The organism is Egibacteraceae bacterium (genome assembly GCA_035540635.1).
Lineage (GTDB): Bacteria > Actinomycetota > Nitriliruptoria > Euzebyales > Egibacteraceae > DATLGH01.
Window position 1 is genome coordinate 1 of the sequence record DATLGH010000062.1, and the last position, 20,165, is coordinate 20,165.

The following is a 20,165-nucleotide window of genomic DNA, read 5'->3' on the forward strand; positions in this document are numbered from 1 at the left end:
ACCCCCCGCCGAGGACCGCCCCGGCGACGCGGCCGAACGCCCCGACGCGGCGGAGCGCCGCGACGCCGCGCGGAGGCCGCGGTTCGTCGTCCAGCACCACCTCGCGACCCGCCTCCACCACGACGTGCGCTTCGAGCGCCACGGCACCGCGCCGAGCTGGGCGGTGCCGAAGGGCCTTCCCGACGTACCGGGGCTGCGCCACCTCGCCGTGCAGACCGAGGACCATCCCGTCGAGTACCTGTCGTTCTCCGGGGAGATCCCCGCCGGCGAGTACGGCGGCGGCCACGTGCGCATCTGGGACGAGGGCACCTACGAGCTGCTCGAGTGGTCCGACGACAAGGTCACCGTGCGCCTGCACGGCCGCCGCCACACGGGGCGCTACCACCTTTTCCGCACCGGCGGGACCGACGATCCCTCGCAGTGGATGGTCGTGCGGGCCGACGCGCCCGCCGAGCTGGCGGCCCCCCCGCCCACGCTCGCACCCATGCTCGCCGTCGACGGGCAGGGGCAGGCGTTCGACGACCCCGACTGGCTGTTCGAGGTGAAGTGGGACGGCGTGCGAGCCATCGCCACGACGGTGCGCCCGGGCACGGGCGAGCCGGCGTCGACCCGCCTCGTCAGCCGGCAGGGCAATGACATCACCACCGCGTACCCGGAGATCGGGAGCCTGTGGGAGCGCGTGCTCGCCCGCAACGCGGTGCTCGACGGCGAGCTCGTGGCCTTCAACCCCGACGGGACGCCGTCGTTCCAGCGGCTCCAGCGGCGCATGCACCTGCGCGACGAGGCCGGCGTCGACCGCGCCCGTGAACGCATCCCCGTCACCTACCTCGTCTTCGACGTGCTCGCCGTCGACGGGCGGGCCATCGTCGACCGCCCCCTCACCGAGCGGCTCGGGCTCCTCGACGAGCTCCTCGTCCCCGGTGGCGCGGTGCAGCGCAGCCAGGCGGTCGCCGAGGCCGGGACGGCGCTCTTCGAGGCGATCCGTCAGCGGGGGCTCGAGGGACTCGTCGCGAAGCGGGCCGCGTCGCCGTACCGCCCGGGCAGGCGCAGCCGCGACTGGCTCAAGATCAAGGTCCGCCGCAGCGTCCGCTGCGTCGTGGGCGGCTGGCTGCCCGGGGAAGGCTCCCGGGGGGGCACGCTCGGGGCGCTGCTGCTCGGGCTGTACGACGAAGGGCGCCTGCGCTACGTCGGGCGCGTCGGCAGCGGGTTCGACGACGCCGAGCTCGCCCGCCTCGACGGCCTCCTCGCCGAGCGGGCGGCCGAGTCGCACTTCGCCGCTGGCACGCCCCGTCCGCCGAGGGGCGCCCGTTTCGTCCGCCCTGAGCTCGTCTGCCGCGTCGAGTACGGGGAGGTCACCGACGAGGGACTGCTGCGCGCGCCGTCCTACAAGGGTCTCGTGGCCGGCGCGGACCCCCGCAGCTGCCTCTGCGCCGACCTCGGCCTGTAGCGGGGGTCAAGGCGGGGCGGCAAGGCGCCGAAGGGTGGCCTATGGAGCTGCGCTTCTACCCTCAGCGCGTCGAGCGCCCCGCGCCCCCCACCCCGCTCACACCGTCGCAGGCGGTCCACCTCGGCGAGCACGGCCCGCCGGGCGACCACGCCCGGGCGGTCGCCGCCCCGCTCGCGCGAGGGCCCGCGCAGGCCCCGCCGCAGCCGGCGCCCCCGCAGCCCGCACTCCCCCAGCTCGCACCCCCGCAGCCGAGCCCCACCGCGTCGTCGCCGGCGACCCTCCCTGCGCCGACGCGGTCGTGGTGGCGGCGGCTGCTGTCCGGCCGGGGGCGCCACCGCCGCTAGCCGCCGCCGGTAGCCGCGCCGGTGTGTGGCCTGGCGCACTCCTGGGGGTGGGCAACCCACACACCCTGATCCGCCGACAACCCCTCAGGACCCGCCCCGGAGTGCGCCGGGCGCGTTACGCTGCTCCCATGTCCGCGTCTGCACCGACCACCGCGCCGCAGCGCACCGACGACCCCGTCGGGGAGGAGACCACCGAGCGCGACCGCCCCTGGAACGTCATCGTGTGGAACGATCCGGTGACGCTCATGTCCTACGTCGTCTACGTCCTGCGCAAGCTGTTCGGCCACGACGAGCCGACGGCCACGAAGCTCATGCTCCAGGTCCACCACGAGGGCAAGGCGGTCGTAGCGAGCGGCCCACGGGAACGCTCGGAGTACCACGTCGCCCGCCTGCACGCGCACGGGCTGCAGGCCACCCTGGCCCAGGACTGAGCGCTGTGGGACTCGTCCACGGCGTGACCCGCCTTCCCTCCGGGCGGGTCCGTGTCCGGCTCACCGCGCGCGAGCGGGCGCTGCTGCGCTCCTTGCCCGACGAGCTGCGGCCTGTGCTGTCCGGCGAGGCGGACGGGAGCGCGGTCCACGAGCGGCTGTTCCCGCGGGGCTACGCCGAGTCCGGCCACGAGGCGGAGTACCGTGACCTCGTCGGCGACAGCCTCGTGGAGGAGCGCCTCGCCCGCCTCGAGGCGTTCGCCGCGACCCTCGACGCCGGCCAGGGTGGCCGCCTCGCCTGGACGGTGGAGCTGTCGCTCGACGACGCGCACGCCTGGCTGTCGGCGTTGAACGACGCGCGGCTGACCCTCGGGGTGCTCCTCGGCATCGTCGAGGAGTCCCAGTGGGAGCAGGGCCCCGACGACCGCAACCCCTCGGCCGTCGCGCTGTACTACCTCGGGTGGCTCCAGGAGCAGCTGCTCGCCGCGCTCATGCCGGGCCTCGACGGGTAGCACCCGCGCCGCGGCTACCGTACGGTAACCGCGGCCCGCAGCGGTACCGGCACGAGGAGGGGACAGCGTGGAGCAACGCGTCCGGCTGAGCGCAGCGCACCGTCGGGCCCAGCTGCTCGACGTGGCCGGCCACCTCTTCCCGGAGTACGGCTTCCACGGGCTTTCCATGGAGCAGCTCGCCGATGCCGCCGGGGTAAGCAAGCCGGTGCTCTACCAGCACTTTCCCTCCAAGCGCGACCTCTACCTCGCGCTCGTCCACGACGCGGTGGCCGGGATGGAGGAGCAGGTCCGGACCGCGCTCGAGGGCACGAGCGACAACCGGGCCCGTGTGGAGGGCGCGATCGCCGCGTACTTCGACTTCGTGGAGGACCGGCGCTTCGGGCTGCTGCTCGGCGCCGCCGAGCTCACCGACGACGACGTGCGCGCCGCCGTGGAGGGCGCCATGTCACGGGTTGCCGGCGCCGTCGGTGCACTGATCGCCGAGGACGCCGCTCTCTCCCCCCGCTCGGCGGCGTTCCTCGCCACGGCGCTGCGCGGCCTGGCGACGGAGGGCGCCCGCTGGTGGCTCGAGCACCCGGAGATCGACAAGCGCGAGGCCGTCGTGCTGCTGTCACGGCTGGCGTGGCGGGGTCTCGGCTCGTTCGGCCCCGGCAGCCCGATATGACCTGATTCCATACTATGCAGGTAATTCCGTTACCCTAGAGTGTCACCCGCCGCAGCTTTGAGGCCCGCCTCCGTATGGCCCCTGACCGCCCTCGGCCGAGCACCTCGGATCCGGCCGCCGCCCGACGCACGGCGCGGCACGCCGCAAGCTCGGCGACGGCGCGCTTGGTCGCGCTCCGCGACCCCGACCTCCTCGCGCAGACCGTCGTCGACTCGCTCGTCGACGACTTCGGGGCTGCGCTCGCGCGGATCTGGCTCTACGACCCCGACACGGGGCTCCTGCATCTCGGCGCGAGCGCCGGCCTGGAGACGGCGCCCGACGAGTCCGGCGTTGACCTCACGACCTACCCGTGGCTGCTCGGCGACGCGAGCCAGAGCCCCCAGCCCTACGTGACGAACGACCCCACGGCCATCGCGCAGTTCGAGCAGCCCCTGCTCGAGGAGTCCCGGGTGCGGGCGCTCGGCGCCTTCTCGCTCGCGATCGGCGGGGACTTCCAGGGGATGCTCGCCTACTTCGCCCGGGACCCGCTGCGGGAGGACGTCGTCGAGGTGCTCACCTCCTTCGCGACCACGGTCGGCGCCCTGATCAGCCAGCAGCGGGTGCTTCGGGAGGCGCAGCGGGCCACCCGCGACAAGGAGCAGTCGCTCGCCCTGCTCGACACCCTCTTCACCGCCTCGCCCGCCGGGCTGGGGTTCTGGGACACGAACCTGCGCAACGTCCGGGTGAACGAGGCCCTCGCGGCGATGCACGACCTGCCCGTCGAGGCCTACCACGGGCGCACGCCGAGCGAGCTGCTCGGCACGCTCGGGGAGGACGTCGAGCTGCTGTTCCGCCACGTCCTCGACAGCGGCGAGCCGCTCACGGACTTCGAGGCGACGGTCAAGAACGCGAGCGGGCGCTCCCGCCACTGGGTGGTGAACTACTACCCCGTCCGCTCGCGCCAGGGCGGGCGGCTCGGCGTCGGCATGGCCGTCAACGAGGTGACGGGCCTGAAGCGGGTCGAGGAGGCGCTGCGCGAGAGCGAGGCGCGCTTCCGCCTGCTCGTCGAGGGGGTCACCGACTACGCCGTCTACCTCCTCGACCCCGACGGGCGGGTGGCGAGCTGGAACGCGGGCGCCGAGCGCATCACCGGCTACTCCGCCGACGAGATCGTCGGGCGTCTCGTCGGCACCTTCTACCCCCCCGACGAGGCGGCCGCCGGCGCACCGGAGCACCGGCTCGCGCAGGCGGCGGCCACGGGGCGCGCGGAGGCCCAGGGCTGGCGGTTGCGCAAGGACGGCTCGCGGTTTTGGGCCGACACGGTCATCACCGCGCTGCGCGACCTCCAGGGCGACCTCTACGGCTTCAGCGAGGTCACCCGCGACAGCACCGAACGGCGCACCCACGAGCTCGAGCTGCGCCACCAGGCGCTGCACGACCCGCTCACCGACCTGCCCAACCGGATCCTGCTGCAGGACCGCCTCGAGCTCGCGCTGCGGGAGGCGCGCCGCCGGCGGACGTCCGTCGCGTTGCTCGTCCTCGACCTCGACCGGTTCAAGGAGATCAACGACGCCTTCGGCCACCAAACCGGCGACGCGCTGCTGCGCGAGGTCGGCCAGCGGCTGCAGGGCCAGCTGCGCGAGAGCGACACGGTCGCCCGCCTCGGCGGTGACGAGTTCGCCGTCGTGCTGCCCGGGCTGGCCGACCCGGCCGACGGGTCCCGGCTGGCCCGAAAGCTGCTCGCCGCGCTCCAGCAGCCGGTCGCCGTGTGCGGCCACCACCTCGACGTGTCGGCGAGCATCGGCGTCGCGACCTTCCCCGATCAGGCCGTCGACGCCGGCGTGCTCATGCAGCGTGCGGACGCGGCGATGTACACCGCCAAGCGGCTCGCGCTCGGCTACGCGCGCTACTCCGACGACCTCGTCGAGGACGGCGCACCCCTGCCCGCCGCGTCCGACGAGCTCGCGCACGCGATCACCGCCGGCCAGCTGTTCCTCGTCTTCCAGCCGAAGCTGCACCTGGCCACCGGGAGGGTGAGCGCCATGGAGGCGCTCGTGCGCTGGCGTCACCCGCAACGCGGCGTGCTCGGACCGCAGGAGTTCATCCCGCTCGCGCACCGCAGCGGGCTCATCCAGCCCCTGACCCGGTGGGTGCTCGACGCGGCCCTCGATCAGTGCCGGGCGTGGCAGCGCCAGGGCCGCGCCTACGCCGTGGCGGTGAACGTGTCCACCCGTGACGTGCACGACCACGCCCTGGAGGAGACCGTCGTCGCAGCGCTCGCACATGCGGACGTGACCCCCCGCAACCTCGAGCTCGAGATCACCGAGAACGAGATCATGTGGGACCCCGAGGCCGCCGCGGCAACGGTCAAGCGGCTCGGTGACGTCGGCGTGCGCTTCGCCGTCGACGACTTCGGCACCGGCTACTCCTCGCTCGCCTACCTCAAGCGGCTGCGGGTGCACGAGCTGAAGATCGACCGCTCGTTCATAGCCGACCTCGTGACCGATCCGCGCGACGCCTCCATCGTCCGCTCGATCGTCGAGCTCGGGCACAACCTCGCGCTGCGCGTCGTCGCCGAGGGGGTGGAGACCCGGGAGGTCTGCGCCCTGCTCCGCGACCTCGGCTGCGAGCACGCGCAGGGCTACTACCTGCGGCGGCCGCTTCCCGCCGACGAGGCCGCGCGGGCGCTGCCGCCCGGGCTGCTGCCGGACTGACGCGGCGCCCCCGCGGCTACGTCGGTGACGAGCTCCCGGCCTCCTGGAGGGCGGCGCGCAGCGCGGCGCCCGTCGCGCGGACCTGCTCCCACTCGCGGCCGGCGCTCTTTGCGTACTCCATCGCCCCGCGGATGAAGATGCGGCGAACGACCTCCTCGTCCGTCCACGCCTCGCAGTCCCCCTCGACGGCGGCGAACAGCGGGCGCAGGAGAGCAAGCGCCTCGTCGGACACGCGCAGTTCCATCATCGCTGCCTCCTCTCGGTCCCCCCGGCCGCCGGGGCGCACCACGCGGGACTGGTAGGGTGGTCCCCGGATGATAGAGGCCTCGCGCGGGAAGCCCGATGCCCCCGGTCGACGCGACCGGGGTCCGGGAAGCTCCCCTGACGCCACCCCGTGACGGTCGCCTGCCTCCCGACGGTCCCCACCTGCGGACCCGATCCCCGCTTCTCGGATTCGAGTGACCTCCAGTGACTGAGACGAAGACCTTCGCCGACTTCGGCGTGGCCGAGGACATCCAGGCCGCCCTCGCCGACATCGACATCACGAGCCCCTTCCCGATCCAGGAGCTCACGCTGCCTCTCGGCCTGGCCGGCGCCGACGTGATCGGGCAGGCCCGGACCGGCACGGGCAAGACGCTCGCGTTCGGCATCCCGCTCCTGCACCGCGTCACCGACGACCCCCGCACGCAGGCGCTCGTCGTCGTGCCGACACGCGAGCTCTGCATGCAGGTGCGCGACGACCTCCAGCGTGCCAGCGCACGGCGAGGCACCCGGGTCATCCCCGTGTACGGCGGCAAGGCCATCGACGCCCAGGCCGACGCCATCCGCACGGGCTCCCCCATCGTGGTCGGCACGCCGGGGCGCCTGCTCGACCTGCTGCGGCGGGGCATCCTCGACCTGTCGACGGTGAGGATGCTCGTCCTCGACGAGGCCGACGAGATGCTCGACCTCGGTTTCCTGCCCGACGTGGAGGTCCTCATCGAGGCCTGCGGCGAGGACCGCCAGACGCTGCTGTTCAGCGCGACGATGCCGTCCGCCGTCGTGGCGCTCGCCCGCCGGTACATGCGCAAGCCGACGTTCCTGCGCGCCGAGGTCGAGGAGGCGCGCATCGCTCCGGAGACCGAGCAGCACTTCTTCTCGTGCCACCGGATGGACAAGCCGGCGGTCCTCGCCCGCATCCTCCAGACGCCCGGGCGCGGGCTGTGCGTGGTCTTCACCCGCACGAAGCGCATGGCCGACGTTCTCGCCTCCGAGCTGCGGGAGCGGGGGATCGTCGCGGCGCCGATCCACTCCGACCTGCGTCAGGAGGCCCGGGAGCGGGCGCTCGCGAAATTCCGCAGGGGCACCATCGACGTGCTCGTCGCGACGGAGGTCGCCGCGCGCGGGCTCGACATCTCCGACGTCACCCACGTGGTGAACTACGACTGTCCCGACGACGAGAAGATGTACCTCCACCGGATCGGGCGCACGGGGCGTGCCGGCGGCCGCGGGGTCGCGGTGACCCTGGCCGTGTGGAACGAGCTCGCGCGCCTGGAGATGATCAAGAAGGCGCTCGCCATCGACGCCCCGACCCACGAGGTCTTCTCCACGTCGCCGATCCTCGACGAGCTGTTCGACCTCCCGGAACGCGCGCCGCGCAAGCCGGCCCCGCAGCCACCGGCGACGGCACGCCGCAGCCCGCGCCGGGGCCGTGGCGACGCCGGAGGGCGGGGGGACCGCGGCCCGCGCGAGGCGGCCCGCGACCCCGACGCCAGGGAGCGGCCCGCCACCCCGGAGCAGCCCGCCGCCAGGGAGGCCGGCTCCCCCGCTGCGCGCCGTGTGCGCGCCCGGCGGCGCAGCAAGGCGGCGGAGGGGGATCCCGGCAGGCCCGCAGCCGCCGAGGAGGCGCTCGCAGCCCCGGAGGCAACGGCGGCACCCGAGGCGCCACCGGCCGCGGCGGCCCCCGCAGCGGCGGAGGGGCGAAGTGTGGGCACGCGCCGGCGCGTCCGCACGCGGACGGGCGGTCGTGCGGCGACCGACGGCGAGCCGGAGGCGGCCGGGGAGGCCGCCCCCGAGCCGGCGTCCCCGACGAGCGAGCCGGAGGCGGCGGAGGGGTCACCGAGGACCCGCAGGAGTCGCGCCGCCGAGCGGGCGCCCCGCCGGTCACGGGGGACCCCGCGGGATGCGCAGGGAGGAGCCGACGACGCCCGCCGGGACGAGCGCGCCTCCGGGGACGCGCGCGGACGCCGGGACGATCGCGCCTCCGGGGACGCGCGCGGACGCCGGGACGAGCGCGCCTCCAGGGACGCGCGCGGACGCCGGGACGAGCGCGCCTCCGGGGACGGACGCGGCCGCCGGGCCCGGCCCCGCAAGCCGCGCCCGGAACCGCGCGTCGACCTCGACCGCGCCACCGTCGAGCGCGCCCGCGGCTCGGGCAAGCCCGCGCTGAACCGCCCCATGGCGGTGACCCACCTGCCCTGACGAGCGGTCTGCCACCCGTTGCGGCGCGGTGACCCACCTGCCCTGCGCACGCCAACTCGCCCGCCGGCCGGGTCGCCTCAGGGGTTTCCGCTGACGGCGGCGCGCAGCGGGTCGGCGAGCGCCGGTCCGGCGGCGAGGACCCCGGGGTTGCCGTCGGGCGCGAGCAACGGCCCCACGACCGCCCCGGCCTCGGCGGCGAGCAGCGCGCCCGCCGCCCAGTCCCAGCGTGAGGGGGTGTCCTCGTAATAGCCGTCGACACGGCCCGCGGCGAGGGCGCAGAGGTCGAGGGCGGCCGAGCCGGCGCGGCGGATATCGCGCACGCGCGGCAGGAGGCCCGCCACGATCGCGGCCTGGCGACATCGGTGCTCCGCGTCGTAGCCGAATCCCGTCGCGACGAGCGCCCGCTCGAGCGGCACGGGATCGTTCACCGACAGCGGGCGCCCGTTCAGGCGGGCGCCGCCGCCCCGGACCGCGCAGAAGGTCTCGCCCCGCAGGGGATCATGCACGACGCCGACAACTGCTGACCAGGCGCCGCCGACGCGGTCCTCGCACGCGACGCTCACGCACCACGCGGGGAACCGGTAGAGGTAGTTGACCGTCCCGTCGAGCGGGTCGAGGACCCACCGCAGGCCCGACCTCGCGGGCCGGTCCGCCCCCTCCTCGCCGAGGATCCCGTCGTCGGGCCGCTCGGCCACGATCGTGGAGACGAGCAGCTTCTCGGACGCCCGGTCGGCGTCGCTCACCGGATCGGTGACGCTCGACTTCGTCCCCACGCCGGTGGCGGCGCCGTAGCGCTCGAGCAGCTCCTCCCCGGCGCGTCGGGCCGCCCGCTCGGCGAGGTGGAGCAGGCCGTCTGCGGACACGGGCACGCGCTCCTTCTGGCTGGCGGATGGCCCGTACAGGCTACCGTCGCCTCCTGCCCGCCGGAATGCGGTGGGCCGCTCAGGCGTTAACTCCTTCCCGGTACGGCCGACGGGACCGCCATGACCGTGCGTGACCACACCCCCGGCCTCGACCGGCTGGCGGAGACGCTGGGCGCTGAGCGGCGCGTGGTGGAGTACCTGCTCTACAAGCTCGTCGCCGCGAAGCTGCTGCTCGCCGCGGACGAGCACCGTTTCGTGCCGCCCGCGCTCGAGGAGGTGGAGCGCGTGCTCGCCGCGCTGCGGGAGGCCGAGGCGCAGCGCGTGGACGCGCTGGCGGCGACCGCCCGCGAGTGGGCTGTCGCGGTGGGCGACCTGTCCCTGGCCGAGCTCGTGCGTCACGCACCCGAGCCGGTGGCGAGCGTGCTCCGCGCGCATGAGCACGCATTCCGCAACCTCGCGGAGGAGATCGAGAAGACCGCCGCCGACAACCGGCGGCTGGCGACGAGCGCCCTCACCCACGTGCAGCGGGCGCTCGACGCGCTCACCGGCCCGACGGTCGGCGCGACGTACACCGCGTCGGGCCACCACCACGCCGCGCTCCCGCGTCCCACCCGCCTGGACTCGGTGCTCTAGTGGGCTTCATGGGCCTGCACACCGCCCTGAGCGGCATCCGGGCCGCGCAGACGGGGCTCGACACCGCGTCCCACAACGTCGCGAACGCGAACACCCCCGGCTACACCCGCCAACGCGTCGACCTCACCACCCGCAACCCCTACTACTCTCCCGTGGGGCTGATCGGCACCGGCGTCGACGTCGCGGCGATCGCCCGGGCCCGTGACGCCTTCCTCGACGCCCGGGCCCGCACGCTCGGCGCGGAGTTCTCCTGGCATGACGCCACCGCGCAGCTGCTCCGGCGCACCGAGGCGGCGCTCGGCGAACCCGACCAGGGCCTCCCCCGCCAGCTCGGCGCGGTGTGGGACGCCTTCGAGGACCTCGCGCTCGACCCCGCTGACTCGGCGGCGCGCCGCCAGGTCCTGTCCGCGCTCGACGGCTTCGCCGCACGGGTGCGTGGGGTGGCGGTCGGCTGGGATCAGCTCGCCGCCGACACCGGTGCCCGTCTCGCCGACGCGGTGCGGGAGGCCGATGGCCTGCTCTCCCGCGTCGCCGAGCTCAACCGCCAGATCGCCGACGTGAGCCTGCGCCAGCCCCCACCGGGCGACCTGCTCGATCAGCGCGACCTCGCGGTGGACCGCGTTGCCGCGCTGCTCGGCGCGACGATCGGGACAGGACCCGACGGGATGGTGACGATGTCGCTGCCCACCGGCGACGGCGGGGGCGTCACGCTCGTCACGGGGACGAGCGCGCGCACGCTCACCGTCGAGGGCGGGACCGTGCGGACGGTCGTGGACGGTGCCGCCCTCACGGTCGCCCCCCGGGGGGAGACGGGGGCCCTGCACGCCTTCCTCACCGAGACGCTTCCCGGCAGGGTCGCGGCTCTCGACGCGTTCGTGAGTGATCTCGCCGCCGCCCTGAACGCCCAGCACGCCGCCGGCCGCGACGCCGAGGGCGCCCCCGGGGGCGCCCTGTTCACCTTCGACCCGTCCGCAGGCGCCGCGCGCAGCATGCGGGTGTCAGCGGACGTGCTCGGCGACCCGCGGCGGCTCGCAGCGGGCGGTCCCGACGCCACGGGGCCCCACGATGCCCGCAACGCCGACGCGCTCGCCGCGCTGCGCGCCGCGAAGGTGGACGGCAAGCCGCCGTTCGACGGTCAGCTCGCCGCGTTCGTCGTCGAGCTCGGTGCGCGCGTGGCGACCGCGAGGAGCACCGCCGACGCGCAGGCGAGCCTCTCCGTGGCGGCCACGGTCGCCCGGCAGGGGGCTCACGGCGTGAGCCTCGACGAGGAGATGGTCGCGCTCGTCGCCTACCAGCGAGCGCTGGAGGCGGCGAGCCGGGTCATGACCGCCGTCGACCAGGCCCTCGACGTGCTCGTCAACCGCACCGGGATCGTCGGACGCTGACCGTCCGGTGGCCCGAGCGGAGCCACACGAGGACGAAGGAGGAGCGATGCGGGTCACGAGCGAGATGATGGTCGCCAACTCCCTGCGGCGCCTGTCCACACGCCTCGAGCGCTACGAGCGTGCGCAGTCGCAGCTCGCCGCGGGCAGCCGCCTGCTCGCGGCGTCCGACGACCCGTCGGGAACAGGGCAGGCGCTGGGCCTGAGGGCGAGCCAGCGAGCGCGGGAGCAGGAGGTGCGCAACGCCTCCGACGCCCGCAGCTGGCTCGGCCTGGCCGACAGCCAGCTGCAGGCCGCGGTCGAGGGCCTCCAGCGGGCGCGTGGGCTCGCGGTGCGGGGCTCGAGCTCCCTCAACGCCGACGAGCGCCGGGCGATCGCGGCGGAGCTCGCGAGCGTGCGCGACGAGATGGTGACGATCGCGAACTTCGCGCATCGTGGGCGGCCGCTGTTCGCGGGGTACGGGGAGGGGCCCGCCGTCGCGCAGGTCGACGGGGTGTGGACCTTCCGGGGTGACGAGGGTGCGATCACCCGGCGGGTCGGCGAGTCCGACGTCGTGCAGGTCAACGTGACCGCCGCGGCGGCGTTCGGCTTCGGCAGCGCCGGGGGGGACGTCTTCACGATGCTCGACGAGCTCGTCGCGGCGCTCGACGCCCCGGACGCGGCCGCGGCGCTCAACGCGGGGATAGGCCGCATCGACGGAGCCCGGCGGCACGTCGGTGACGCGCTCGCGCGGGTCGGCGCGAACACGAACCGGGTCGAGTCGGCGCGCCGGCGGTCCGAGGACGCCCTTGCCGCGACCCGCGGTCAGCTCGCCGAGGTGGAGGACGTCGACATCGCAGCCGCGATCATGGATCTGCAGACCCAGGAGCTCGCGTACACGGCGACGCTGCAGGCTCTCGCCCGTGCGCTCCCTCCCTCCCTCGTGAGCTTCCTGCGCTAGCGCGCGGGTAGCGGGGCGGTAGCACACCACGCGCTCGAGTAGCGAAGCGGTAGCGCCCCCTACTAGGCTTGCCGCTCCCGGAGGTCACACCCCATGAACGAGCCCGCGTCCATCCTCGAGTTCCCCGACGGCATCCCCGGCTTCCCGTCGTCGCGGCGCTTCGTCCTGAGCGACCTGACCGAAGACGCCGAGGGGCCGTTCCAGGTGCTGCAGAGCCTCGACGACCCGACGCTGTCCATGGTGGTGAGCGTGCCATGGCCGTTCTTCCCCGACTACAGCCCCCGTCTCGACGAGACGGACCGCGCGGTCCTCGAGCTCGACGACCCCGAGGACGCCGTCGTGTTCTGCGGGGTGACCGCGGATCCCGACAACGGGACGGTCTTCCTCAACCTGCTCGGGCCTTTCGTCGTGAATGCGCGGACCCTCCGGGGCCGGCAGGTGGTGCTCACCGACCCGCAGCAGCCGGCGCGTGCGCCGGTTCTGCTGCGCGGGTAGCCGATGCTCGTCCTGACGCGGCGCGCCGGTGAGTCGGTCGTCATCGGCAACGACATCGTCGTCACGGTGCTCGAGGTGCGGGGTGACCAGGTGCGCATCGGCATCGACGCGCCCCGCAGCGTGACCGTGCACCGCGAGGAGGTGTTCCGCACGATCGAGCGCGAGAACACCGCCGCGGTTGCCGCCGCCGAGCAGACCAGGGCGCTGCTGCGCGGCGCCGACCTGCCACGCCGCGTCCGGCGGCCCGATCCCGGCGTGCGGCGCGATCCCCTCAGCGGAAAGCGACCTCCACCTCGGTGAAGCCCAGGGAGCCGAGCAGGCTCTCGAGCATGGCCCGGGTGTTGCGCTCGGCGGCGGCGATGAGGTCGGTCTCGCCCGCAGCCGCGCCCAGCCGTTCCTGCGCGAGCAGGTAGAGCTCCCGCTGGCTGCCCCCCTCGTCGGAGAGGAGCCCGCCGATCCGGTCGAGCAGGCCACGCCGGTGCTCGTAGACGTAGCTCTCCTCGAGGTCGATGCGCGGCGCGGACAGGCGGGGCGCGGGCAGGACGATGCGCGCGCTCGACCGGTCGTCGGACACGCGGACCGCGCCCCCGGAAAGCCCGGAGAAGTCGACCGTGGCGTCGACCGTGCCGGCGGCGACGAACAGCGTCCGCTCCCCCGCCAACGCCGGCGGCAGGTACCGGGCGTGCTCCTCGACGTCGAGGAGCACCTGGAAGTGGCCGGTGGCGGCGCGGTACTCGCTGAGATCCTCGAGCGCCTGGAGGACCGCGGGCCCGGTGCGCTCCACCCGGTCGGTCGCGAAGGGGTTGGGGACGGTGGGGACGAGCCGCCCGAGCACGACGAGACCGGCGAGGCCGAGGACGACGACCACCGCGACGCCGGCGACGAACGCCCACACCCCGCCACGTCCCCGACGACCCGCCGAGGTGGCCCATCGCGGGGCGCCGCGGTCGGTGTCGTCGTCGACCCCTGCGCTCACCCGGCAACCTCCTTTGCGGTCACGGCCCGGGCCACCGACAGGGTGTACCCGCGTGACCGCTCGATCATGGCCTCCTGGGATGGGCGCGGATGACGCGCTGCCCTCTGACGGGGCCTTCGCGCTGGTGGCTGGCCCAGCTTTCCCGCGCCCGCGCGGGAATCCTGCGTTTCGCTTGGGAGGGTGACGGGGATCTGCCAGCCATCCTGTCACCGACCCGAGGAGGGCGCGATGCCGGCCGAAGACCCGAACGAGATGCAGACCAACCAGGGCGAGGGCGAGGGCCTGCTGTCGGGTGAGAAGGCCATCCTCGACGACCTCGGCGGCTCCACCGAGCCGACGGACGAGGAGGAGGGGACGCTCGAGCAGAAGGTCGATGAGGCCAGGGACCGCCTGAGCTCCTGACCGCCCGGCGCGTCAGGAGCGCGTGCGCAGCAGGCTTGCCGCCGTGGCGACGCCCGTCAGCACGACGAGCGCCAGCGCGAGCATGACCGGAGCCGGGGGGCCTCCTGACCGACTCCCGGCGATCGGCGCGACCGCCAGGTCGGTGCCCTTCCCACCCGCGGGCGAGACCGCGGGGTCGAGCAGGGGCGCCCGCTCGGTGCCGGCGGCGTCGTCCATGGGGGGGATGGCCCCGGCAGGCTCGTCGACGACGCAGTCGAGGCACGGCACGCCACCACCGGCCGTGTGGCCGGCGTCGCCGGCGAGCCATGGGGCGGGGCCCTCCCCGCTCCAGCGGAAGACGTCGAAACCGCGGTCCATGTCGCCCGCGTAGACGTACGGCCCCTTGTGGAACTTCGCCGCCCACGTGTTCGCGCGGTCGAGCACCGCCGCGGCGAGCTCCCGGGGATGGCTCGGGTCCGACCAGTCCACGATTCGCGTACCCGCGATGTACCACCCCATCGACAGCACCTTCGTGCCGGGAGCGAAGCGGCCGAAGTGCGAGGTGCACGGCCGGTCGTCGGTGGGGCCGACGACGTTGGGGACGTAGTAGCCCAGCGGGCCGATCGGGGCCTCCTCGTTCGTGATGTCGTAGGAGGCCAGTCCTTCGCCGGGGCACACACCGGTCCCCTCGACGAGGAACCCGCCGAGCACGAGGCTCTCGTTGTTCGTCACCATCAGCTCGAGGTCCGGGCTCGGGAAGACCCCGTGGGCGTAGGAGCCGACGTTGGGCGTCCGGGAGAGGAGCACGGGGTTCGCGGGGTCGCGCGTGTCGTAGATCCGGTAGTTGTTCTCCGACGCCGCGTACGCCCGATTGCCGCCAGGGCTGAACTCGATGTCGTGGACCCCGCCCTCGGTCGGGGCGCGACCGGTGAGCACGACGGGGTTGTCGAGGTCGGTGAAGTCGACGATGGGGATGTCGTTGAGGAGCCCGGGCAGTGCCCCGTTCGAGGCGTAGCCGTAGGGCCTGGTCGGGTGGAAGATGAAGTTGTGCACCCCCCCGTGGCCGGTCAGCAGCCGGTACATCGGCGACCACCGGTACGGGTCGGTGATGTCGAAGACGCCGATGCCTCCCGAGCCCGACCCGATCACCGGCACCTTCGTGGACGCGGCGGTGAGGGACGCGTTCACCGTCGTGCCGCCGGCCACCGCGTCCCGGATCGGCTTGCCGTCGCTGTTGGCGATCTCCAGCCCCGGGATGCCCGACGCGACGCTGCTGCCCGCCGTCGGCTCGTCGTCAGCGTCGACCTGGACGAGGCCGACGGCTCCCGCCTGCTCGGCCGATGCGATCTTCTGCGCGAAGGTGAAGACGGGGCACTGGTCGACCGGGTCCTCGCCGAGGTGGGCGTCGACGAGGGCGATCTTGCCCTGCACGTCGATGCCCGCGTAGCTGGCGGGCGTGCACCCGGTGCCCGCGTAGACGAGGTCGGCGGTCTGGCCGGCGACCGCAGCCGTCCCGACCCAGTGCGTCGCGCGCACGAACCCGGCGAGGCTCTCGGGGGCGTTGACCGTGACCCCCACGCCCGCCCCGCCGTCGCCCTCGTTGCCACACGGCTCCCCGGTCTGCTGGGTGAGGGCGAGCACCACCCGCGTCTCGCCGGTCTGCGGGTCGGTGAACTTCTTGATCCCCACGTCGTTGCGGTCCTGGCGGCAGGTGACCTGCGTGACGAACCGGGGGTTCTCCGGGTCGGTGATGTCGAAGACGTAGCCGCCGCGCTGGTAGGAGCCCATGACCGCGAAGTCGCGCTCGGCCATGATCGGCCGGGTCGGGTTGCCCTGCGCGTCGACGGGTCCGAGCGGGTCGCCCTGCTCGTCGACGAGGACCCCGGTGGCGTAGTCGCGGAGCGCGACCGTGTGGGTGAAGAACTCGAGGTCCGTGCCGACGCGCGGGCTCCGCCCCGGATCGTGCTGCCCGGGGTTGAAGTTGTACACGTGCCCGAGGTTGAACAGCTCCGGCTCCCCGGGGGTGGCGGGGAGCTCTTCGGGGATGGCGACCTGCGCCCCCGCCCCGGCGGCCCCCACGCAGCTGAGGACGAGCAACGTGCTGACCGCTGCCGCGGTGAGGAAGGAACGCCTGCGAGCCCCCATCATCTGCCCACTCCTCCGCGGGTGCATCCCGGCCCGGGAACGGGCCGCCTCACTGAGATATTCGCCGTCGCGCGGAGGATTCCTGTCGCCTCCGGCAGGGCCTCGGCGTGCGAGCGCCCGCGCCGTGGCGGGTCCGGCGGGGCGGACCTCGGCTCAGGCGGGTACGGCGGGTTGCGCCGGGTCGACCAGGGGCAGCGCGACGGCGACGAGGTCGGGGTCGAGGCTGGTGCCGGCGAGCGCGCTCAGCGCCGTTGCGATCGCCGGCGGGTCGGCGGGGCCCTCGGTGTGGGTCAGGCGCTCCACCGCGTCCGCGACGGCGATGATGCGCGCCGCCAGGGGGATGGCGTGACCGGACAGGCCGTCGGGGAAGCCGCCGCCGTCCCAGCGCTCGTGGTGGCCGCGGACCGCGGCGGCGACCTCGTCGCCGGCCGACGGGCGTAGGTAGTCCGCGCCGCGCGCGGGGTGGCTGCGGTACGCCTCGGCAAGGGGGCCGTCGTGGTCGCCGGCGCCGGCTATCGCCTCGGGCGCGACGGCGATCTTGCCGACGTCGTGGAGCAGTGCCGCGAGCTGGATGCGGGTGCGGCGCTGGCCGTCGTAGCCGAGGCGCCAGGCGAGCTCGCCGGCGAGCTCGGCGACCCGCTCGCCGTGGCCGGGCGGGTAGGCGTCGTGGCGCTCCACGTGCGCGAGCATGCGCAGCGCCGCCTCGAGCTCCGTCGTGGACGACACGCCGAGCGACAGGGTGTCGGCGGCGACGACGCCGCCGTCCTTGTCCGCCGCCGCCACCTCGAGCGCCCGATGGGCGAGCTCGCGCACGGTCGCGACCTGCGCTGCCGCTTCCGCGCCGGCGTGACCCATGGCGAGCGCGAGCGGGTGGTAGCCGTTCGGGGCGAAACGCCGCGCGACGCGTCCGAGACGCAGCCCGAGCTCCTCGGCGCTGTCGGGCGCGAGGTCCATGCCGAGCACCGCGTGGTCGGCGGGCCCGAGCGTGAACAGCTCGACGGCGAAGCGCTCGGCGAGCTGGCGGAACGCCACCGCGAGGCGGCGGCGGACGAGCAGGGTCGCGTCGGCCGCGGCCCGCTGCTCGGTCCCCGGCAGGTGGAGGAGGCGCAGGAACGCGATGCGGGGGACCTGCCCGGCCTGGCTCAGTTCGGTCAGGCGCTGCGCGAACGCCGCGCCGGTCGGCTCGCCGGTGAGCGGGTCGCGGTTGCGCAGCGCGTCCCTGCCCCCGCGGGCCTGCGCGAGCTTGCGCTCGTAGGTGGTGATGAGGCCGGTGTCGTGCCCGGTGCCGGCGGCGAGGGCCGCGACGGCGTCCTCGTTGCCTTCCCCGATGACGCCCGCCGCACCTGCCCGCATGACCTCGACCGCCAGCCCCTCGCCGCCGGTGTGCACGAGCACCACGACCTTGCCGCGGGCGCGGCCGCGCAACCCCGACAGGGCCGCCATGAGCTCACCGCGCGGCATCCGGGTGGACACGACGACGACGTCGGCGTCGTCGGGCCCGTCGACGAAGGTGTGGGCTCCGGTCTCCTCCAGCCTCGCGCGCACCGGCGCCGGGACCTCGACCAGCAGCGTGCGCACCGGTGCGCCGGTGCCGGCAGGCTCGGTGCCCGGTCGGCGCTCGCGGGCGTCCTCGCCGGCGCCGCCGTCAGGCACTGACGCGCCACCCGCCGGGGGCGCCCGCCTCGAGCCGGCTGCGCCACGTCGTCTCTGCGCTCACACCGGCGACGTAGGCGGCGCGCTGGCGGCGGCCGGGCGCGCCGGTCGGCACGGGCGGAACCGCGTCGAACGCGCTGGCGAAGTACGCCCGCAGGGCGTGGAGGGCCTCGGCACGGATCTGGGAGACGCGCGCCTCGGTGACGCCCATGGAACCGGCGACCTCACGGAGCCGCTCCCCACGGAAGTAGGTGCGCTCCACGACCTCGCGCTGCACGGGCGGGAGGTGGGCGACGCCGGTGCGGACGGTGCCCGACAGCTCGAGCCGCTCGAGGGCCTCCTCGGGAAGGCGATCGTCGGAGGACTCGGCGATGCACTCACCGAGGGTGGCCTCGGCGCTGTCGTGCTGGCCGAGCGGCTGGTCGAGGTGGAGCAGCGTCGCCGTCGCCGCGGCGGCGTGGCGGTCGGCGAGCTCGCGCTCGGTGATGCCGAGCGCGGCCGCCAGCTCCGCCGGGCGCGGGAAGCGGCCGTGCTGCTCCTCGAACCGCCGGCTGGCCTCATTGACATCTCGCATGCCGCGACGCAGCGCCCGGGTGGCCCAGTCACGCGAACGTGCCGAGTCGACCATCGCCCCGCGGATGCGGATGACGGCGAAGCGGGCGAACGGCACGCCCGCGGACGGGTCGTAGCGGCGGGACGCCTCCACGAGGCCCGCGGCGCCGGCGCTCCAGAGCTCCGCCCGGTCGACGTGGCGGGGGTAGCGGGAGGCGAGCTGCCGCAGCACCTGCTCGACGAGGTGCAGGTGCTGCTCGACGAGGGTGTTCGCCTCGTCCTCGGGAGCAGGTCGGATCGTCTCGGTCACCGTGTTCGTCCTTTTTGCTCGCAAACCGCCGTCTGGCCGGTCGACCGCGTCCGGGCCTCCAAAGCATGTCGAGCAACGGCCGTTGCGTCTTGAGCGGGACGAAGCGATTTGGCCCGAACTGGCCTTGCGGGTGGGTCGGTTGGCAAGGGATGCCCGGTTCGTCGCGGTCCCGGGCCATGGCGCCATGGCCCCTTCGGACCAGTCAGTCGGCGCGTCAGGCGCGCATGATGTCCAGCCGGCGGTTCATCGCGTCGAGCGCCGCGCGGACCGCCGCGACCTGCACGTCCTGGTGGATGACCGCCGCGCCGGTCTGCGGCATCGGGACCCCTGCGACGGTGACGGTGGCGAACACCACGACCGCGGCCGCGACGCCGCCGCCCGGGTCGACGACCCCGCACCAGTCGAGGCGGAAGTCGACGCCCCGGGGGGTGAGGGCCTCGAGAGCCTGAAGGGTGGCCGCTGCGGAAGCGGCCGACCTGCCCCGCTCCTCGGTCACTCTTGACTCCCCGATGTACTGGCGCCCGCGATGCTCGAGGGTCACGCGCACGATGTCACGGCCGCTCACGGCGACGAGGACGGGGCGGCTGCCCCCCGGATCGCGATGTTCCATCGCGCCATCGTAAGGATCCACAGCACCTCCTAGAGCATCCTCCGGATGGCGTCGGGCGGAGCCGTCCGCACGGGGGCGTACTTCACCACGTCGCCGGTGCGCGGCGCGTGGATCATCTGCCCGTCGCCGGCGTAGATGGCGATGTGGTTGGGCCTGCCGCCGTGGCCGTTCCAGTAGACGAGGTCGCCCGGCCGCGCCTCGGCGAGGGACGGCACGGCCACCCCGGCGCGCGACTGGTCGCGGCTGACCCGCCGCGTCGCGACCCCGAGGTCGGCGAAGACCCGCTGGACGAACCCCGAGCAGTCGAGGCCCGTGGAGGGGTCGGTGCCTGCCCAGCGGTAGGGGACGCCGAGGTAGCGGCTCGCGGCCGCGACGACCGCGCCGCGGTCACCGGCGGTCGGGGGCCGGGACTGCTCGGCGCTCGACGCGGGGGGAGGCGGCATGGCCGGAGCGGCCGGGGTTGCCATCCCGGGGGGCAGGGTGGCGACCATCTCCCCGAGGGTAACGGGACGGGCCGTGGAGGCCGGTGACGGCCGGGTGGCTTCGCCGAGCGCCGCGGCGAGCGCGGCAGCGAACGCGGCGCCCGTCGGCGTTGCTGTGCCGGTGGGCGCGACGGGGGGCACGCCGGGGGAGACGGCATCGATGGTGGGCATGGCTCCTCGAGGTGGCGGCCGGCG

Annotated in this window: 21 protein-coding genes; 13 read left to right on the plus strand and 8 right to left on the minus strand. The window is 74.7% G+C overall.

Annotation, left to right across the window (positions count from 1 at the left end; all coding sequences use genetic code 11):
• From ligD to VM324_10580, 6 genes are all read left to right on the plus strand, one after another.
• Positions 1-1,447, plus strand: a 1,447-nt coding sequence (gene ligD / locus VM324_10555; GenBank protein ID HVL99718.1) for a non-homologous end-joining DNA ligase, incomplete at its 5' end; no start/stop codon positions are given.
• A gap of 41 nt (positions 1,448-1,488) precedes the next feature.
• Positions 1,489-1,791, plus strand: a complete 303-nt coding sequence (locus tag VM324_10560; protein HVL99719.1) for a hypothetical protein — start codon at positions 1,489-1,491, stop codon at positions 1,789-1,791.
• A 128-nt stretch (positions 1,792-1,919) separates the two neighbouring features.
• Positions 1,920-2,222 carry an ATP-dependent Clp protease adapter ClpS gene (gene clpS, locus VM324_10565; GenBank protein ID HVL99720.1) on the plus strand — a complete coding sequence of 101 codons (303 nt, stop codon included), beginning with the start codon at positions 1,920-1,922 and terminating at the stop codon, positions 2,220-2,222.
• 5 nt (positions 2,223-2,227) lie between these two features.
• Entirely contained in the window at positions 2,228-2,731 is a 504-nt protein-coding gene (locus tag VM324_10570; GenBank protein HVL99721.1) for a DUF2017 family protein, read from the plus strand.
• A 67-nt stretch (positions 2,732-2,798) separates the two neighbouring features.
• Positions 2,799-3,395, plus strand: coding sequence for a TetR/AcrR family transcriptional regulator (locus VM324_10575; protein ID HVL99722.1), 597 nt, complete (start codon positions 2,799-2,801; stop codon positions 3,393-3,395).
• 164 nt (positions 3,396-3,559) lie between these two features.
• A complete protein-coding gene (locus VM324_10580) occupies positions 3,560-6,088 on the plus strand; it encodes an EAL domain-containing protein (protein ID HVL99723.1) in 2,529 nt (842 codons plus the stop codon).
• A 16-nt stretch (positions 6,089-6,104) separates the two neighbouring features.
• On the opposite strand, the gene VM324_10585 is transcribed toward VM324_10580, so the two are convergent.
• The gene (locus VM324_10585; GenBank protein ID HVL99724.1) at positions 6,105-6,335 is read right to left on the minus strand and encodes a hypothetical protein; all 231 of its coding nucleotides are present in this window, start codon (positions 6,333-6,335) and stop codon (positions 6,105-6,107) included.
• A gap of 221 nt (positions 6,336-6,556) precedes the next feature.
• Between VM324_10585 and VM324_10590 the strand changes: the two genes are divergently transcribed.
• The gene (locus VM324_10590) at positions 6,557-8,548 is read left to right on the plus strand and encodes a DEAD/DEAH box helicase (GenBank protein ID HVL99725.1); all 1,992 of its coding nucleotides are present in this window, start codon (positions 6,557-6,559) and stop codon (positions 8,546-8,548) included.
• 77 nt (positions 8,549-8,625) lie between these two features.
• Here the strand turns inward: VM324_10590 and VM324_10595 are convergent, their stop codons facing one another.
• Positions 8,626-9,411, minus strand: a complete 786-nt coding sequence (locus tag VM324_10595) for an inositol monophosphatase family protein (GenBank protein ID HVL99726.1) — start codon at positions 9,409-9,411, stop codon at positions 8,626-8,628.
• Positions 9,412-9,531: 120 nt separating this feature from the next.
• On the opposite strand from VM324_10595, the gene flgN reads away from it, so the two are divergent.
• From flgN to csrA, 5 genes are all read left to right on the plus strand, one after another.
• On the plus strand, positions 9,532-10,044 hold the full coding sequence (flgN, locus tag VM324_10600) for a flagellar export chaperone FlgN (GenBank protein HVL99727.1): 513 nt from the start codon (positions 9,532-9,534) through the stop codon (positions 10,042-10,044).
• Positions 10,045-10,052: 8 nt separating this feature from the next.
• Positions 10,053-11,429 carry a flagellar hook-associated protein FlgK gene (gene flgK / locus VM324_10605; GenBank protein ID HVL99728.1) on the plus strand — a complete coding sequence of 459 codons (1,377 nt, stop codon included), beginning with the start codon at positions 10,053-10,055 and terminating at the stop codon, positions 11,427-11,429.
• A gap of 46 nt (positions 11,430-11,475) precedes the next feature.
• Entirely contained in the window at positions 11,476-12,366 is an 891-nt protein-coding gene (locus VM324_10610; GenBank protein ID HVL99729.1) for a flagellin, read from the plus strand.
• A 93-nt stretch (positions 12,367-12,459) separates the two neighbouring features.
• Entirely contained in the window at positions 12,460-12,861 is a 402-nt protein-coding gene (gene fliW / locus VM324_10615) for a flagellar assembly protein FliW (protein HVL99730.1), read from the plus strand.
• 3 nt (positions 12,862-12,864) lie between these two features.
• Complete coding sequence (gene csrA / locus VM324_10620) at positions 12,865-13,161, plus strand: carbon storage regulator CsrA (GenBank protein HVL99731.1); 297 nt, start codon at positions 12,865-12,867, stop codon at positions 13,159-13,161.
• Here the strand turns inward: csrA and VM324_10625 are convergent.
• On the minus strand, positions 13,133-13,837 hold the full coding sequence (locus VM324_10625; protein ID HVL99732.1) for a DUF4230 domain-containing protein: 705 nt from the start codon (positions 13,835-13,837) through the stop codon (positions 13,133-13,135). The genes csrA and VM324_10625 overlap by 29 nt on opposite strands.
• 228 nt (positions 13,838-14,065) lie before the next feature.
• On the opposite strand from VM324_10625, the gene VM324_10630 reads away from it, so the two are divergent.
• Positions 14,066-14,239, plus strand: a complete 174-nt coding sequence (locus VM324_10630; protein HVL99733.1) for a hypothetical protein — start codon at positions 14,066-14,068, stop codon at positions 14,237-14,239.
• Positions 14,240-14,251: 12 nt separating this feature from the next.
• Here VM324_10630 and VM324_10635 read toward each other — a convergent pair whose 3' ends face one another.
• The 5 genes from VM324_10635 to VM324_10655 all read right to left on the minus strand — a co-directional run bounded on the left by VM324_10635 (position 14,252) and on the right by VM324_10655 (position 20,141).
• Positions 14,252-16,366, minus strand: coding sequence for a PA domain-containing protein (locus tag VM324_10635; protein HVL99734.1), 2,115 nt, complete (start codon positions 16,364-16,366; stop codon positions 14,252-14,254).
• Between the two features lie 150 nt (positions 16,367-16,516).
• Positions 16,517-18,016, minus strand: a complete 1,500-nt coding sequence (locus VM324_10640; protein HVL99735.1) for an HD domain-containing phosphohydrolase — start codon at positions 18,014-18,016, stop codon at positions 16,517-16,519.
• The gene (locus VM324_10645; GenBank protein HVL99736.1) at positions 18,009-18,878 is read right to left on the minus strand and encodes a sigma-70 family RNA polymerase sigma factor; all 870 of its coding nucleotides are present in this window, start codon (positions 18,876-18,878) and stop codon (positions 18,009-18,011) included. The genes VM324_10640 and VM324_10645 overlap by 8 nt, the downstream gene beginning before the upstream one ends.
• A gap of 214 nt (positions 18,879-19,092) precedes the next feature.
• Positions 19,093-19,488 (minus strand): hypothetical protein, encoded by a 396-nt coding sequence (locus tag VM324_10650; GenBank protein HVL99737.1) that lies wholly within the window; start codon positions 19,486-19,488, stop codon positions 19,093-19,095.
• A gap of 29 nt (positions 19,489-19,517) precedes the next feature.
• On the minus strand, positions 19,518-20,141 hold the full coding sequence (locus tag VM324_10655) for a C40 family peptidase (GenBank protein ID HVL99738.1): 624 nt from the start codon (positions 20,139-20,141) through the stop codon (positions 19,518-19,520).
• Between the last annotated feature and the right edge of the window lie 24 nt (positions 20,142-20,165).

What these genes read in the sequence shown, in the direction of transcription:
- VM324_10560 (HVL99719.1), top strand. Translation starts at nt 1,489, where the DNA reads ATGGAGCTGCGCTTCTACCCTCAGCGCGTCGAGCGCCCCGCGCCCCCC.
- VM324_10635 (HVL99734.1), bottom strand. Translation starts at nt 16,366, where the DNA reads ATGATGGGGGCTCGCAGGCGTTCCTTCCTCACCGCGGCAGCGGTCAGC.
- flgK (HVL99728.1), top strand. Translation starts at nt 10,053, where the DNA reads ATGGGCCTGCACACCGCCCTGAGCGGCATCCGGGCCGCGCAGACGGGG.
- VM324_10655 (HVL99738.1), bottom strand. Translation starts at nt 20,141, where the DNA reads ATGCCCACCATCGATGCCGTCTCCCCCGGCGTGCCCCCCGTCGCGCCC.
- fliW (HVL99730.1), top strand. Translation starts at nt 12,460, where the DNA reads ATGAACGAGCCCGCGTCCATCCTCGAGTTCCCCGACGGCATCCCCGGC.
- flgN (HVL99727.1), top strand. Translation starts at nt 9,532, where the DNA reads ATGACCGTGCGTGACCACACCCCCGGCCTCGACCGGCTGGCGGAGACG.
- VM324_10610 (HVL99729.1), top strand. Translation starts at nt 11,476, where the DNA reads ATGCGGGTCACGAGCGAGATGATGGTCGCCAACTCCCTGCGGCGCCTG.
- VM324_10630 (HVL99733.1), top strand. Translation starts at nt 14,066, where the DNA reads ATGCCGGCCGAAGACCCGAACGAGATGCAGACCAACCAGGGCGAGGGC.
- csrA (HVL99731.1), top strand. Translation starts at nt 12,865, where the DNA reads ATGCTCGTCCTGACGCGGCGCGCCGGTGAGTCGGTCGTCATCGGCAAC.
- clpS (HVL99720.1), top strand. Translation starts at nt 1,920, where the DNA reads ATGTCCGCGTCTGCACCGACCACCGCGCCGCAGCGCACCGACGACCCC.
- VM324_10585 (HVL99724.1), bottom strand. Translation starts at nt 6,335, where the DNA reads ATGATGGAACTGCGCGTGTCCGACGAGGCGCTTGCTCTCCTGCGCCCG.
- VM324_10650 (HVL99737.1), bottom strand. Translation starts at nt 19,488, where the DNA reads ATGGAACATCGCGATCCGGGGGGCAGCCGCCCCGTCCTCGTCGCCGTG.